The following is a 14001-nucleotide window of genomic DNA, read 5'->3' as shown; positions in this document are numbered from 1 at the left end:
ATCGCCGTGGTGCCCTGCGCGGGGCGGTGCTGCGGTATACTCCGCGATTTTTCATCCAGGGGCAGGATTTGCCGGCCGCCTGGCAAAAACCGCTTACGCATTTGGCGTGTGCGGGGCGGGTTTTTCGTCCAGCCTGTATCCGGGATGGTACGGCGATTTGTGGAGTTGCACATGCTCGAACAGGCTCAGCGCGTTCTCAAGGACGTCTTTGGCTACGACAGTTTCCGCGGGCGCCAGGCAGCGATCATCGACTGCGTGGCCAATGGCGGCGATGCCCTGGTGCTGATGCCCACCGGCGGCGGCAAGTCGTTGTGTTTCCAGGTGCCGGGGCTGTTGCGTCCGGGCCTGACAGTGGTGGTCTCGCCACTGATCGCGCTGATGGACGACCAGGTCGCCACGCTCGACGAACTGGGTGTGCCGGCCGCCGCGCTGAACTCCACGCTGACCCCCGAGCAGCAGCGTGACCTGGCCGGGCGCCTGCGCCGTGGCGAAGTGAAGATGCTGTACCTGGCGCCGGAACGCCTGGTGCAGCCGCGCATGCTCGACTTCCTGCGTGATCTGGATATCTCGCTGTTCGCCATCGACGAGGCCCACTGCGTGTCGCAATGGGGCCACGATTTCCGCCCCGAATACCTGCAACTGGGCCAGTTGGCCGAGCTGTTCCCGCATGTGCCGCGCATAGCGCTGACCGCCACCGCCGACATGCGCACCCGTGAAGAGATCGTCCAGCGCCTTCACCTGCAAGGCGCCGAACGCTTCCTGTCGAGTTTCGACCGGCCCAACATCTTCTACCGCATCGTGCCCAAGGAGGCGCCGCGCAAGCAGCTGATGGCGTTCCTCGGCGAGCGCCGCGGCAACGCCGGTATCGTCTATTGCCTGTCGCGCAAGAAAGTCGACGAAACCGCCGCCTTCCTCTGTGACCAGGGCTTCCCCGCGCTGCCGTATCATGCCGGCCTGGCGGCCGAGACGCGCGCGGCCAACCAGCACCGTTTCCTCAACGAGGAAGGGCTGATCATGGTCGCCACCATTGCCTTCGGCATGGGCATCGACAAGCCGAACGTGCGTTTTGTTGCCCACCTTGACCTGCCCAAGTCGCTCGAGGCGTACTACCAGGAGACCGGCCGTGCCGGCCGTGACGGGCTGCCGTCCGATGCCTGGATGGCCTACGGGCTGCAGGACATGGTCATGCTCAAGCAGATGCTGCAGAACTCCGAAGGGGACGAGCGCCACAAGCGCATCGAGCAGCACAAGCTCGATGCCATGCTGGCCCTGTGCGAAGAAACCCGCTGCCGCCGCCAGTCACTGCTGGCCTATTTCGACGAAACCCTGGAGCAACCGTGCGGGCACTGTGACAACTGTGTCGACCAGGTGCAGACCTGGGATGCCACCGAGCCTGCCCGCCAGGCGCTGTCGGCGGTGTTCCGCACCGGCCAGCGCTACGGCGTCGGGCACCTGGTCGACGTGCTGCTGGGCAAGGACACCGAAAAGGTGCGCAATTTCGGCCACGAAAAACTCTCGGTTTTTGGCGTCGGCAAGGGACTGGCCGAGGTCGAGTGGCGTTCGCTGTTCCGTCAGCTGGTGGCGCGCGGCCTGGTCGATATCGACCTGGAAGGCTACGGTGGCCTGCGCCTGTCCGACAGCTGCCGGCCGCTGCTGCGGGGCGAGGTGACCTTGCAGCTGCGCCGTGACCTCAAGCCGCAGACCACCGCCAGGACGTCGTCGTCCAGTGGCGGCAGCCCGGCCAGCCAGCTGGTGCGTGCCGAAGAGCGCGAGCTGTGGGAAGCACTGCGTACCCTGCGGCGCAAGCTGGCCGAGGAGCACAGCGTGCCGCCCTATGTCATCTTCCCCGACTCGACGCTGCTGGAGATGCTGCGCAGCCAGCCGGTCAGCCTCAGCGACATGGCCCAGGTCAGCGGCGTGGGTGCGCGCAAGCTGGAGCGTTATGGCCAGGCCTTCCTCGAGGTGCTGAACAATAGCGGTGGCACCGACGAAGCACCGAAAGTGGTGCTCGACCTGCGCCACGAACTGGTCAGCCTGGCCCGCGCCGGCATGACCCCGGCGCAGATCGCCGGCCAGCTCAACTGCAGCGAGAAGAACGTCTACAGCCTGCTGGCCGAGGCGCTGGGGCGCCAGGAACTGAGCCTGGAACAGGCCCTGGACCTGCCGGAAGACCTGTTGATGGAAGTGCAGGATGCCTTCCTCGATGGCGAGGGCGAGCTGCCACCGGTGTCTGCGATCGTGCCGCTGTTCGGGGGACGGGTGCCGGAGGGCGTGCTGTACTGCGTGCGGGCTGCGCTGGCGGCCGAGTTCGAGCTGTAAGTGGTGGCAGGATCGGAGGCAGAACTGCCATCTGCTGACCTTTGTCATGTTTTTTGACGATTATCGAACATTCCAGAGTGCCCGAGCCTTGCCTCGTGGGACGGGCCATGGTTAGCTGCCTAATAATTAGATCTATTCAATGAGTTGCTTATGCCCCTGACCGACAACCAACACCGCTTCGGCATGCAGCTGGCCCAGATGTCCCGGGGTTGGCGTGCCGAGCTGGACCGCCGCCTGGCCGGGCTCAACCTTTCACAGGCGCGCTGGCTGGTGTTGCTGCACCTGGCCCGTTTCGAAGAGGCCCCGACCCAGCGTGAGCTGGCCCAGAGCGTGGGCGTCGAAGGCCCAACCCTGGCACGCCTGCTCGATAGCCTGGAAGCGCAGGGGCTGGTACGCCGGCAGGCGGTGCTGGAGGACCGGCGGGCGAAGAAGATAGTGCTGTGCCCGCCGGCCAAGCCGCTGATCGACCAGATCGAGACCATTGCCAATCAACTGCGGGTAGAGCTGTTTACCGGGGTGGATGAGGCGGAGCTGCAGGTGTGCATGCGGGTGCATGCCAAGATTCTGGCCAACCTGGAGAAATCCTGATCAACCTGCACTCGCGATCGTTGTAGGAGCAGCCTTGTGCTGCGAAGAGGTCATTCCAGGCACAGAACATCTTCTGTCAATCCAGCCTCTTCGCAGCACAAGGCTGCTCCTACAGGGTCAGTGCAGGCCCTAGAAGGTATGCCCAAGGTTCAGGTACACCGCCTGCTCATGCGCACTGTTGGCACCATAAGTGAAGTTCAAGGGCCCCAGCGGCGTCTCCAGCCCCAGGAAGATGCTCGCCGCATTGATGTACCCACTGTCGAACTCGTTGTCGTTGTTCCACGCCCGCCCTCGCTCCAGCGACCCGCCGATGTACAGCGGGAAGTCCAGCGGTACGTAGGCCCGTGGCGTCAGGCGGCGGTAGTAGACCATGCGCATCAGGCTCACGTTCTGCCCTGACACCGAGTCCTGGCGGAAGCCTGACAGCTCCCGCGCGCCACCCAGCACGAAGCTCGACGTCACCACCTCGGTATCATCCAGCGTGCGCCCGTAGCGCCCGCCCAGCACGAAGGTGTTCGGCCCGCTGCTGATGGCCTTGTCCAGGTTGAACATCCACTGCCGGTAATCCTGGTCGGAATCCAGCGACTGGTCGTACTTGCGCAAGGTCAGGCCGATATCCTCGCCACTGTGCGGGAAGTACACGTTGTCCAGGGTGTCGAACGAGTACTTCAGCTCGTAGAAACCTTCGTTGAAACTGACCTTGGGCAGGTCCTGGTCGCCGATGCGCACCTCGGCCTCGCCCCAGGCCTTGCCCACGCCCAGGCGCACTTCACCGTTGGTACCGATCTGCCGCCCCACGTTAAGGCCAAAACCGTAACGCTCCAGGCGGTACTCGGCCACCGGGTCGTTGTCCAGGGTGGCTTCGATGTTCTGCGAGCTGAAGTCCAGGTACGGTGCGATGAAATAGCGCGAGCCCACGTCCAGCGGCTGGTAGAACTCGCTGTACAACTCCTGCTGGTCGCCGATCTGGCCACGGGTCAGCCATTCGGCGCCGAGGCTGTTGATGCCGTTTACCCGGTAGCTGGCGCCCAGATTGAAGGCGCTGTCGCCGCGCAGGTCGTCCGACAGGTTCAGGCCCAGGCGCAGGTAGTCGGTGCCACCGCGTCGGCCGCGGGCGTTGATCACCAGGGTGTTGTCGTCGCCCTTGTGCACCACGCGGTACTGCACCCGGTCGAAGTAGTCCAGGCCGTACAGCGTGCCCATGTCGGTCTGCAGGCGACCTAGCTCCAGCGGCGCACCGATCGGCTGGCGGATGTACGAGCGGATGACCTCGTCGCTGACCTTGGAGTCGTTTTCGATCCTGATCGCGGTGATCGTCGGCGTGCGTTGGCGTGGCGAGCGGGCCACGGCCAGGCTGCTGTCACCTTCGGGCTGGCGCAGGGCGACAAGGCGCGGGTCGAGCAGGCGGGTGGCGCGGTAGCCGGCCTCGATCATTTCCCGGGCGCGGCCAAAATCGGTGACGCCGAAGGCGGTCAGCGGTGGCTGGATGAGGATGTCGTCGCGGTGCAGGCTGGCCAGTTGTTCTTCCGAGTTGCGCCGGGTCATCAGGGTGATCGACTGGTTGAGCACGTCGACTACCGTGGCCAGCTGCTTGCGGTCACGCAGCGGCGTACCGATGTCGACCACGATGGCCAGGTCCACACCCATTTCGCGGGCGACGTCCACCGGGATGTTGTCGACCATGCCGCCGTCCACCAGCAGCCGGCCGTCCAGTTCGACCGGGGCGAACACCGCCGGGATCGACATGCTGGCGCGGATCACCTGGGGCAGGTGGCCACGGCGGAACACCACCTTTTCGCCACTGGCAATGTCGGTGGCCACGGCGCGGAAGGGGATTGGCAGCTTGTCGAAGTCACGGGTGTCGGCGGTGTGCGCCAGCTTGCTTTCCAGCAGCAGCGCCAGGTTCTGGCCCTGAATCACCCCCAGCGGCAGGCCCAGGCTGCCGTCGTCGCGAAAGCTGAGCTTCTGTTTGACCAGAAAGTCGCGGTCATCCTGCTTGCGCCGGAACGGCACGTCCTTGCGCGGCGGGGCATCGGACAGCGCCTGTTGCCAGTCGAGGGTGGTGGCAAGCTTTTCCAGCTCTTCGACGCTGTAGCCAGAGGCATACAGGCCGCCTATCACCGCCCCCATGCTGGTGCCTGCGATAGCGTCGATGCGTACCCCCTGTTCCTCCAGGGCTTTGAGCACACCGATATGGGCCAGGCCGCGGGCCGCGCCCCCCGACAGCACCAGGCCAACCTTGGGCCTGGCCGGTTCGGCGGCGAATGCTGTGAAGGAGGAGAGGGTGAGCAGGAAACAGAACAGCAAACGGCGCATCGTGAGTCTCAAACCGTGGGCTAAAGACCGCTAGTATAAGCGGCCCCTCATCTGGAGATGCCTCACCATGGCCGACAGCAAACCGGAAATTGTCATCACGTATTGCACCCAGTGCCAATGGCTGCTGAGGGCCGCCTGGCTGGCCCAGGAACTGCTCAGCACCTTTGCCGACGACCTCGGCCGAGTGGCCCTGGAGCCTGGCACCGGCGGTATCTTCCGCATTACCTGCAATGGCGTGCAGATCTGGGAGCGCAAAGCCGACGGTGGCTTCCCCGAAGCCAAGGTACTGAAGCAGCGGGTGCGCGACCAGATCGACCCGCAGCGTGACCTGGGCCATAACGACCGCTGAATCAGGCGCTTTCGGCCAGAGGCCGCTGCCTGGGCGGTTGTTCGGCGGCCAGGCGGCTCGAAAGCACGATGGCGAAGATGATCAGTGCACCGCCCAGCAACATGCGCAGGGTGGGGGTTTCGGCGAACACCACCCAGGCCACGGCGATGCCGTAGATCGGTTCCATGCCGAACACCACGGCGGCAGTGCGCGCCTTGATCACCGACAGGCTGGCGACGAACAGGCTGTGCGCCACGCCGGTGCAGAAGACGCCGAGCAGGGCGATCCACAGCCAGTCCATGGTGGCTACGCCGGCCAGGTCCGGCGCCGCGAACGGCAGCAGGCACAGGCCCACCACCAGGTTCTGCCACAGCGCCGCCTGCACTGCAGGCAGGCGGCCGGAGCCGGCGCGGTTGGTGAGTGACAGCAGGGAGAACAGCAGCCCCGACAGCAATGACCAGAGCAGGCCACCGGTGGCTTCACTCGCCAGGTCGAATGCCGGCGTGACCAGTACCAGGCCGATGCTGACCAGCAGTACCAGCAAAGCCTCATTGCGGCGGATGCGTTCGCGGAACAGCAGGCCCTCGAGGATCACGGTAAAGGCCGGGAAGCTGGCGAAGCCGAGGGTGGCGATGGCCACGCCGGCAACCTTTACCGCGATGAAGAAGCTGACCCAGTGGCCGGCCAGCAGCACGCCACCGAGCAGCAGGCGGCGGGCGTCCTGGCCGCTCAGGCGTTGCCAGCCCGGGCCGGCCAGGCTGGCGAACAGGGCCAGGGCGAGCACGGCGAAGGCGGCGCGGCCGAAGACGATGATCACCGGGCTGGCGCTGGCGGCCAGTTTGCCGAAGACGCCGGTGAGGCCGAAGAACAGCGCGCCGATGTGCAGGGCGCCGAGGGCGGTGCGGTGGTTCATGGGTGGTCCTTGCTCAAGATCTCTACTGGCTGTGCCGGCCTCTTCGCGGGTAAACCCGCTCCCACAGCTACTGCACCGCTTTCGAAGCCTGCGCAGTACCTGTGGGAGCGGGTTTACCCGCGAAAGGGCCGGCACAGGCCAAGTGTATAGGCTCAGGAGAATGCATTCTGTCGCAAGGCTAGTGTGGTTTGTCGCCAGACTCTCGCCGCAAAGCCAACGGCGTACACCCGAACGCCCGCAACATCGCCGCCGAAAACGCACTCTGCGAGCTGTACCCCACCTGCGCCGCAATCTCCCCCATCGGTAGCAAGGTCTGCATCACCAGCCGTCGCGCCTTGAGCAAGCGCCGCTGGCGAATGTAGTCCATCGGCGTCATCCCGCATTCCGCAGTAAAGCGCGCATGCAGGCGGGCACTGGACAACCCGGCAATGCGCGCCAGGTCAGCCACTTGCAGCGGGTAGGCGGCATGCCGCTCGATATGTGCATCGAAGGCGGCATAGGGCAGGCGCTGGCTGGCTGTGACGCTGGCGGCCGCCGTCGGGTTGAGGCTGGCCAGCAGCAGCGCTGCCCCTTGCCGGGCAATCAGCGGGTCGTGCATGGGGCTGGCCGCCAGCCAGTCCACCAACTGTTGCTGGCGCTCATCCAGGCCCAGGGCGGCGGGGCGGTCGAGCAGGCGGCGGCTGGCATCTGCATGTTCGCCCAGTTGCTCGCGCAACCAATGGTCCCCTGGTACATCCAGCACCAAGCAATCGCTGCCGCCATCGCTGGCGCAGGTGTGATGGGCGCCCGCTGGTACCACGATCAACCCCTGTCGATCGATCCCGGCGCCATGCCCCTGCACCTCGAAGTCCAGGCGACCACGCAGGCCGAACACCAGTTGCGGGTGTTCGTGGCTGTGGGCGATCAGGCTGTCGCGGTAATGGCGCAGCGAGAGGATCGGGCCGGCGGTCATGGGGAGAGTCGTCCTCGCAGGGCAGAGGCGCATTGTGCCTCATTCCCCGCGGTCCATCACTCGTAACGGTTTTGCCACCGATCTGTCATCCGCGCCTGCCAGTCTCCAGCAAACTGCGCCGGAGCCTGCCCATGACCCATGCCGAACTGTCACGTCCCTCGCGCAAGCAACGCGTGCGTACTCTGTGGATTTCCGATGTGCATCTGGGCACCCGCGACTGCCAGGCCGAACACCTGTCGCAGTTCCTCAAGGGCTACCAGGCCGACCGTATCTACCTGGTGGGCGATATCATCGATGGCTGGAAGCTGCGCGGTGGTATCTACTGGCCTCAAGCCCACACCAACGTGATTCGCCGCCTGTTGACCATGAGCAAGCGGGGCACCGAGGTGATCTACGTCACCGGCAACCATGACGAATTCCTGCGCCGTTACTCCAGGCTGATCCTCGGCAACATCCAGCTGGTGGACGAGGCCGAGCACCTGACCGCCGATGGCCGCCGCCTGCTGGTGATCCATGGCGACCAGTTCGACGTGATTACCCGTTACCACCGCTGGCTTGCGTTCCTCGGTGACCGTGCCTACGAGTTCACCCTGGTGCTCAACCGCTGGCTCAACCACTGGCGTGCCCGCTATGGATACGGCTATTGGTCACTGTCGGCGTACCTGAAGCACAAGGTCAAAGGTGCGGTGAACTTCATCAGCGACTTCGAGGATGCCATTGCCCACGAGTGCACCCGTCGCGGTTTTCATGGGGTGGTGTGCGGGCATATCCACCATGCCGAGATTCGCCAGGTAGGGGAGGTGGAGTACCTCAATTGCGGGGATTGGGTGGAGTCGTGCACGGCGTTGATCGAGCATTGGGATGGCACGATCGAGCTTTATCGGCTGGCGGAAATACAGGCGCGAGAGGTGAAGGCAGCAGCGGCGGTGCGCGAACCGGCTTAGGGCTTGATAGCCCAGGGGCTGCAAAGCAGCCCCAAAAGATCTACAGGCTGATCTTGCCCAGCAGGATATCCCTGAACATCACGAAATCCCCGATCAGGCTGTACAGCGGATGGGTAAAGGTCGCAGGTCGGTTCCTTTCGAAAAAGAAATGCCCGACCCAGGCAAAGCCGTAGCCGAACACCGGCAAGGCCAGCAGCAGCAACCATTTGCCACTGCCGATGGTGTAGGCCAGCAGGGCAATCACCAGGCTGGTGCCGACGAAGTGCAGGCGGCGGCAGGTGGGGTTGCTGTGTTCCCCCAGGTAGTAAGGATAGAACTCGGCAAAACTGCGAAACTGCGCTGTGCGGTTCATGGCTGTGCTCCGGGATTAACACTTCTGGACAAGATGCACGGCGTGGAGCCTGATTCGAGTCTAGAGTGACTGGCGAAGCCTATCAGTGACAATAGGCGCCAATTGAATATCCTTGGGGTTCACCGCAGGAGCGGTCAGCATAAGAAGCCTGTCATGAGCGAAAGAACCACGTCAGCCAGCTGGGCATCAGGGATCGTGAAGGCACTCGAACTGGAAGGGCTGGACTGCCGGGCCATGTTCAAGCAGCTGGGGCTGGATTTCGCTGCCCTCGACGACCCCGACGCGCGCTTCCCCCAGGACTCCATGACCCGGCTGTGGCAACTGGCGGTGGAGCTGTCGGGCAACGAGGCCATAGGCCTTAACATGGCGCGGGTGGTGCGCCCGGCATCGTTCCATGTGGTGGGTTATGCGTTGATGTCCAGCCGCACCCTGGCCGAAGGCTTCGAGCGCCTGGTGCGTTACCAGCGCATCATTGCCGAAAGCTCTGACCTCAGCTTCGTCCTCGGCCCCGAGGGCTATTCGCTGATCCTGACCGTACACGGCGACCACCTGCCACCGACCCGGCACAGCGCCGAAGCATCGCTGGCCTGTGCGCTGGCGCTGTGCAGCTGGCTCAGCGGTCGGCCGGTGCAACCGCGCCGGGTGCTGGTGCAGGGGCCGCAGCCAAAGAATATCGAACCCTACAAGGTGGCGTTCCATTCGCCGCTGGTGTTCGGTGCGCCGCACGATGCGCTGGTGTTCGAGCGCGCCGACATGGAGGCACCGCTGCCCACCGCCAATGAAGCCATGGCGATCCTGCATGACCGCTTTGCCGGCGAATACCTGGCGCGTTTCTCGGAAAGCAGGGTCACCCACCGGGTGCGCCAGGTATTGTGCCGCATCCTGCCGCAGGGCGAGCCCAAGCGCGAAACCCTGGCCCAGGCCCTGCACCTGTCGCAGCGCACCTTGCAGCGGCGGCTGCAGGAGGAGGGCACCAGCTTCCAGACCCTGCTTGACGACACCCGCCGCGAACTGGCCGAACAGTACCTGGCGCAGCCGGGCATGACCCTGCTGGAAACCGCCTACCTGCTGGGTTTTGCCGACCCCAGCAATTTCTACCGTGCGTTTCGCCGCTGGTTCCATGTCACGCCCAGCGAGTACCGCGCCCGCCTGGGCGCCGAGCCCGAGGTGGTCAGTGGCGCCAGAACGCCGGCATGCACAACACTAGCACGGTGATGATTTCCAATCGGCCGAGCAACATGCCGCTGGCGAGAATCCACTTGGCAGCATCCGGCAGCGTGGCGTAGTTGCCCGATGGGCCGATCACTTCACCCAGGCCCGGCCCCACACCCGAAACCGTACCCGCAGCGCCGGTCAGGGCGGTCATCCAGTCCACGCCAAGCAAAGACAGCAGCAGCGCCATGACGCAGATGGTGATGGCGAAGAAGAACGAGAAGGTCAGGATCGAACGCACGATTTCTTCGTCAAGGCGGTGGCCGTTGTACTTCTGCTTGATCACCGCGCGTGGGTGGATCAGCTGATTGAGGCTGGCCTTGAGCAGGATGTAGGCGACCTGGAAGCGGAAGATCTTGATGCCACCCGCCGTCGAGCCGGAGCAGCCGCCGACGAAGCCCAGGTAGAAGAACAGCATCAGCGAGAAGTTGCCCCACAGGCTGTAGTCACCCAGGGCGAAGCCGGTGGTGGTGACCACCGAGGTCACGTTCAGCGCCACGTGGCGCAGCGCGTCGAGCCAGTGCAGGTTGGTGGTGGCCCAGTACCAGGTGCCGAGCACCAGCCAGGTAACCACCAGCATGCCCAGCAAACCCTGCACCTGCTGGTCGCGGATCAGTGCCTTGCGGTTGCCGCGCAGGGTCGCCACGTAAAGGGTGAAGGGCAGGCTGCCGAGGATCATCACCACCACCGCGACCCAGTGCACGGCCGGGATATCCCACTTGGCCAGCGACTGGTCGGAGGTGGAAAACCCGCCAGTGGAAATCGCCGACATGGCGTGGTTGATCGCATCGAACGGGCTCATGCCGGCCCACCAGAAGCCCAGCGCGCCCAGGATCGAGAAGCCGACGTACACCCCCACGATCGACTTGGCGACCATGTGCGATCGCGGCATTACCTTCTCCGAACGGTCGGACGATTCGGTCTGGAACAGGCGCATGCCACCGATGCGCAGCAGCGGCAGGATCGCTACCGCCATGCCGATGAAGCCGATGCCGCCGAGCCAGTGCAGCATCGACCGCCACATCAGGATGCCCGGTGACATGTTGTCCAGCCCGCTGAGCACGGTGGCGCCGGTGGCGGTGATGCCCGACATGCTCTCGAAGAAGGCGTCGGTGTAGCTGATGTGCTGGGTCAGCAGGAAAGGCAGGGCGGCGAACACGCACACCACCAGCCAGCTGCTGACGGTCAGCAGGTACATGTCGCGCGGGCGCAGGTGCACATGCTCGGGGCGACCCTGAAGCACCAGGGCCAGGCCGGCAATGAAGGTGATCAGGCTCGACCAGAGGAACGACGGCATGTCACGGGTGCGTTCGAAGATCACCAGGGTCGCCATGGGCACGGCCATGCTGACGGCGAGGGTAATCAGGAAGATGCCGATGATGAAACCAATGATCCTTAAGGTCGGCAACGCCATGTGATCTGCTCTGACTCGAAACGGAAGGGCGCCATTCTACCTATGGGTCTGGTGATGTAAACGCTAGAATGGCCGCACATTTACCTGCCAGGAGGGTAGCCGATGGAGGCTCTCGACGCATTGCTCAACCGTGTTTCCGTGCCACGCCTGACCGACCCGGCGCCCAATGCCGCCCAGCGCGAGGCGCTGTTCCAGGCCGCCCTGCGCGCCCCGGACCACGGCCAGCTGCGGCCGTGGCGCTTTCTCACCATCGAAGGCCAGGGCCGCGAGAAGCTGGGTGAGCTGTTCGCCGAAGCGCTGCAGCACAAGGGGGATGCCACCCAGGCAGCTCTGGACAAGGCCCGCGCCATGCCCCTGCGGGCGCCGTTGCTGATCGTGGTGATTGCCAAGCTGCAGGACCACTTCAAGGTGCCCAAGTCCGAGCAGCGGCTGGCGGCGGGCTGTGCCGCGCACGGCATCCTGATTGCGGCGCATGCGCAAGGTATCGGTGCGGTATGGCGCACCGGGGACATGGCTTTCGATGCCCATGTGCACAAGGGCCTGGGGCTGGCCGCGAACGAGGAGCTGATCGGTTACCTGTATGTGGGTACGCCGCTGACCGAGCCGCGCACCGCGCCGATTCTGGAAACCGCTGATTTCGTCAGTGCCTGGGGCGAGTAACGCAGCCTTGGGCTGATTGCAGTATCAAGGCATCCGGCCCTTTCGCGGGTAAACCCGCTCCCACAGGGTGTGGCGCAAGTTTCAGGCCTTGCGCGGTTACCTGTGGGAGCGGGTTTACCCGCGAAGAGGCCGGATGCATTTACATCAAATCAACTGCCTGTCGCTTCAGTCACAGGCAACTCCAGCCGCGCCACGAAGCCCCCCTGTGGATGGTTCTCCAGTACCAGGCTGCCACCGTGTCGCTCCGCCGCCTTGCGTGCAATCGCCAGCCCCAGCCCATGTCCCGGCGCATCCTGCCCCGGTGCACGGAAGAACGGTTCCCCCAACTGCGCAAGGTGCTCCGCCGCCGCCCCCGGCCCATGGTCACGCACGCTGATCAGGATACGGTCCTGCTCGCGCGCGGCGCTGACTTCGATCGGCTGGCCCTGCGGGTTGAAGCGCAGGGCATTGCGCAGCAGGTTGTCCACGGCACGCTCGATCAGCGTTGGCCAACCTTGCAAGGTCAACCCCGGCTGAGCCTCCAGGCGCACATCCTGCTCCGGTGCGCTGAGCTGGGCATCCTTGCGCACGCTGCCGAGCAGGGCGTTGAGGTCCACCGGCTCGGCATGGGCCTGTTCGGCATCGACCCGTGCCAGGGCGAGAATTTCGCTTATCAGGTCTTCCAGGCGGTCGCATTCGCGGGTCAGGCGTGGCCACAGCGCCTCACGCTGCTCAGGCTCGGCGCGCTCGGCCAAGGCCAGGGCAATACGCAGCCTGGCCAGCGGTGAGCGCAGTTCATGGGACACATCGCGCAGCAACTGGCGCTGGCTGCCGATGGTGCTTTGCAGGCGCGCGCCCATCTTGTTGAAGTCCTTGGCCAGCACGCCGAATTCGTCACGCCGCGCCGCCAACTGCGCCAGGCTGTTCTGCTGGTAAGTGGTCTGGCCCAGGTCGTGCACGGCGCTGCGCAGACGGCTGAGCGGGCGGGTAATGGACAGGGTCACCAGCAGGCTGAACAGGGTCAGCACCACCAGGGCAATGCCCAGCGCACTGAGCGGCCACAGCAGGCTTTCGCGGTGCCAGGCATCCAGCGCCGGGTGGGGGATGCGGTAGATCAGCAGGTACGTCTGGCCGGTGTCGGGGCTGGTGTATTCCTCGGTCAACCGGCGCCACGGCAGGCGCCGCTGGTCATTGTGCTGGCGTGCCTCGAAGGCCGCCGCACGGCGCGGGAAGGTGCCGGGCACCACGGCTTCGCCACTGTCGTCGAGCACCTGCACGTCGATCTTGTAGCGGTCCTTGCGCCGTTCCAAAAAATGCTGTGCCGAAGCCAGGCCTTCCTGTTCGTAATGCTTGGCCCACTTGCTGGCCAGGGTATTCAGGCCCGGGTGGCGGCTGAGGATCCAGGCGTCCTGGTTGAGCATGTGGCCCAGCAGGATCGACAGGCCCGCAACCAGGGTGATGGCCAGCCAGAAGCTGGCCAGGATGCGCCAGAACAGTGAACGCAAGTGCACCTCCTGCTAACAAGAAAAGCCCGGCTCGCACTGAGGCGGGCCGGGCATCGGGCGGACAGCTTACTGGGCCTTGTTGCCTTTTTCAGCTTTCCAGGCCTGGAACTCCTGCCACTCGGCTTTCCGTGCGGCGCGTTCCTTCTGCAGTTCGTCGAACTTCTTCTGCTGATCAGGCTTGAGCAGGGCGCGGACCGCGCTGTCGGTCTTGTCGCGGTTGGCCTGCAGTTCGTCCTTCATCGCCTTCTGGTCGGCAGCCGGCAGTTTGGACAGGTAGCGCTCGGTGATGTCGCGGCGCTGTTTCATCTGCTCGCCCATCAGCTTGCCGATCTGCTGGCGCTGGTCACGGCTCAGGTCCAGCTGGTGGAAAGGCGCATCACCGCGATGATGTGGGCCATCGTGGCGCATGCCGCCTTCAGGCATGGCCATGGCCACGGTCGGCAGGGCGGCGGCGAACATCAGGGCGATAAGGGTCTTGCGCATGGTGTCTCTCCTTTCATGGGCCGGTGGTTACCGGAT

At 64.8% G+C, this 14001-nt stretch carries 13 protein-coding genes; 6 read left to right on the top strand and 7 right to left on the bottom strand.

Annotated features, from left to right (window positions below):
• The first annotated feature begins 171 nt into the window (after window positions 1-171).
• Together recQ and M1D87_RS19460 are read left to right on the top strand one after the other, a co-directional pair.
• Window positions 172-2319, top strand: a complete 2148-nt coding sequence (gene recQ, locus M1D87_RS19465) for a DNA helicase RecQ (protein WP_039612594.1) — start codon at window positions 172-174, stop codon at window positions 2317-2319.
• Between the two features lie 150 nt (window positions 2320-2469).
• A complete protein-coding gene (locus tag M1D87_RS19460) occupies window positions 2470-2907 on the top strand; it encodes a MarR family transcriptional regulator (RefSeq protein WP_013973685.1) in 438 nt (145 codons plus the stop codon).
• Between the two features lie 129 nt (window positions 2908-3036).
• Here M1D87_RS19460 and M1D87_RS19455 read toward each other — a convergent pair whose 3' ends face one another.
• Window positions 3037-5223 carry a patatin-like phospholipase family protein gene (locus tag M1D87_RS19455; protein ID WP_013973684.1) on the bottom strand — a complete coding sequence of 729 codons (2187 nt, stop codon included), beginning with the start codon at window positions 5221-5223 and terminating at the stop codon, window positions 3037-3039.
• Window positions 5224-5290: 67 nt separating this feature from the next.
• Between M1D87_RS19455 and M1D87_RS19450 the strand changes: the two genes are divergently transcribed.
• Window positions 5291-5572, top strand: coding sequence for an Rdx family protein (locus M1D87_RS19450; RefSeq protein WP_003259082.1), 282 nt, complete (start codon window positions 5291-5293; stop codon window positions 5570-5572).
• A gap of 1 nt (window position 5573) precedes the next feature.
• Here M1D87_RS19450 and M1D87_RS19445 read toward each other — a convergent pair whose 3' ends face one another.
• Together M1D87_RS19445 and M1D87_RS19440 are read right to left on the bottom strand one after the other, a co-directional pair.
• On the bottom strand, window positions 5574-6464 hold the full coding sequence (locus M1D87_RS19445) for a DMT family transporter (protein ID WP_123083764.1): 891 nt from the start codon (window positions 6462-6464) through the stop codon (window positions 5574-5576).
• Window positions 6465-6642: 178 nt separating this feature from the next.
• A complete protein-coding gene (locus M1D87_RS19440) occupies window positions 6643-7416 on the bottom strand; it encodes a helix-turn-helix transcriptional regulator (RefSeq protein ID WP_039612597.1) in 774 nt (257 codons plus the stop codon).
• A gap of 131 nt (window positions 7417-7547) precedes the next feature.
• Here M1D87_RS19440 and M1D87_RS19435 point away from each other — a divergent pair, with 131 nt between their 5' ends.
• Window positions 7548-8360 (top strand): UDP-2,3-diacylglucosamine diphosphatase, encoded by an 813-nt coding sequence (locus M1D87_RS19435; protein WP_123083763.1) that lies wholly within the window; start codon window positions 7548-7550, stop codon window positions 8358-8360.
• A 40-nt stretch (window positions 8361-8400) separates the two neighbouring features.
• On the opposite strand, the gene M1D87_RS19430 is transcribed toward M1D87_RS19435, so the two are convergent.
• Entirely contained in the window at window positions 8401-8712 is a 312-nt protein-coding gene (locus M1D87_RS19430) for an Mpo1-like protein (RefSeq protein WP_013973679.1), read from the bottom strand.
• Window positions 8713-8865: 153 nt separating this feature from the next.
• Here M1D87_RS19430 and M1D87_RS19425 point away from each other — a divergent pair, with 153 nt between their 5' ends.
• Entirely contained in the window at window positions 8866-9927 is a 1062-nt protein-coding gene (locus M1D87_RS19425; protein ID WP_023662138.1) for an AraC family transcriptional regulator, read from the top strand.
• On the opposite strand, the gene M1D87_RS19420 is transcribed toward M1D87_RS19425, so the two are convergent.
• On the bottom strand, window positions 9884-11338 hold the full coding sequence (locus M1D87_RS19420) for a TrkH family potassium uptake protein (RefSeq protein ID WP_013973677.1): 1455 nt from the start codon (window positions 11336-11338) through the stop codon (window positions 9884-9886). The genes M1D87_RS19425 and M1D87_RS19420 overlap by 44 nt on opposite strands.
• Window positions 11339-11440: 102 nt before the next feature.
• Between M1D87_RS19420 and M1D87_RS19415 the strand changes: the two genes are divergently transcribed.
• Window positions 11441-11998, top strand: coding sequence for a nitroreductase family protein (locus tag M1D87_RS19415; RefSeq protein ID WP_013973676.1), 558 nt, complete (start codon window positions 11441-11443; stop codon window positions 11996-11998).
• 149 nt (window positions 11999-12147) lie between these two features.
• On the opposite strand, the gene M1D87_RS19410 is transcribed toward M1D87_RS19415, so the two are convergent.
• On the bottom strand, window positions 12148-13488 hold the full coding sequence (locus M1D87_RS19410) for a sensor histidine kinase (RefSeq protein ID WP_054573796.1): 1341 nt from the start codon (window positions 13486-13488) through the stop codon (window positions 12148-12150).
• A 60-nt stretch (window positions 13489-13548) separates the two neighbouring features.
• Entirely contained in the window at window positions 13549-13965 is a 417-nt protein-coding gene (locus tag M1D87_RS19405; RefSeq protein WP_123083762.1) for a Spy/CpxP family protein refolding chaperone, read from the bottom strand.
• Window positions 13966-14001 lie beyond the last annotated feature (36 nt).

The sequence above is a fragment of the Pseudomonas sp. SA233 genome (assembly GCF_054792385.1).
This window is presented reverse-complemented; position numbering and strand designations above follow the sequence as displayed.

Bases quoted from the DNA above. Each gene is read 5' to 3' on its own strand.
- M1D87_RS19435 (WP_123083763.1), top strand. From the start codon at position 7,548: ATGACCCATGCCGAACTGTCACGTCCCTCGCGCAAGCAACGCGTGCGT.
- M1D87_RS19460 (WP_013973685.1), top strand. From the start codon at position 2,470: ATGCCCCTGACCGACAACCAACACCGCTTCGGCATGCAGCTGGCCCAG.
- M1D87_RS19420 (WP_013973677.1), bottom strand. From the start codon at position 11,338: ATGGCGTTGCCGACCTTAAGGATCATTGGTTTCATCATCGGCATCTTC.
- M1D87_RS19430 (WP_013973679.1), bottom strand. From the start codon at position 8,712: ATGAACCGCACAGCGCAGTTTCGCAGTTTTGCCGAGTTCTATCCTTAC.
- M1D87_RS19450 (WP_003259082.1), top strand. From the start codon at position 5,291: ATGGCCGACAGCAAACCGGAAATTGTCATCACGTATTGCACCCAGTGC.
- M1D87_RS19445 (WP_123083764.1), bottom strand. From the start codon at position 6,464: ATGAACCACCGCACCGCCCTCGGCGCCCTGCACATCGGCGCGCTGTTC.
- recQ (WP_039612594.1), top strand. From the start codon at position 172: ATGCTCGAACAGGCTCAGCGCGTTCTCAAGGACGTCTTTGGCTACGAC.
- M1D87_RS19455 (WP_013973684.1), bottom strand. From the start codon at position 5,223: ATGCGCCGTTTGCTGTTCTGTTTCCTGCTCACCCTCTCCTCCTTCACA.
- M1D87_RS19405 (WP_123083762.1), bottom strand. From the start codon at position 13,965: ATGCGCAAGACCCTTATCGCCCTGATGTTCGCCGCCGCCCTGCCGACC.
- M1D87_RS19415 (WP_013973676.1), top strand. From the start codon at position 11,441: ATGGAGGCTCTCGACGCATTGCTCAACCGTGTTTCCGTGCCACGCCTG.
- M1D87_RS19425 (WP_023662138.1), top strand. From the start codon at position 8,866: ATGAGCGAAAGAACCACGTCAGCCAGCTGGGCATCAGGGATCGTGAAG.
- M1D87_RS19440 (WP_039612597.1), bottom strand. From the start codon at position 7,416: ATGACCGCCGGCCCGATCCTCTCGCTGCGCCATTACCGCGACAGCCTG.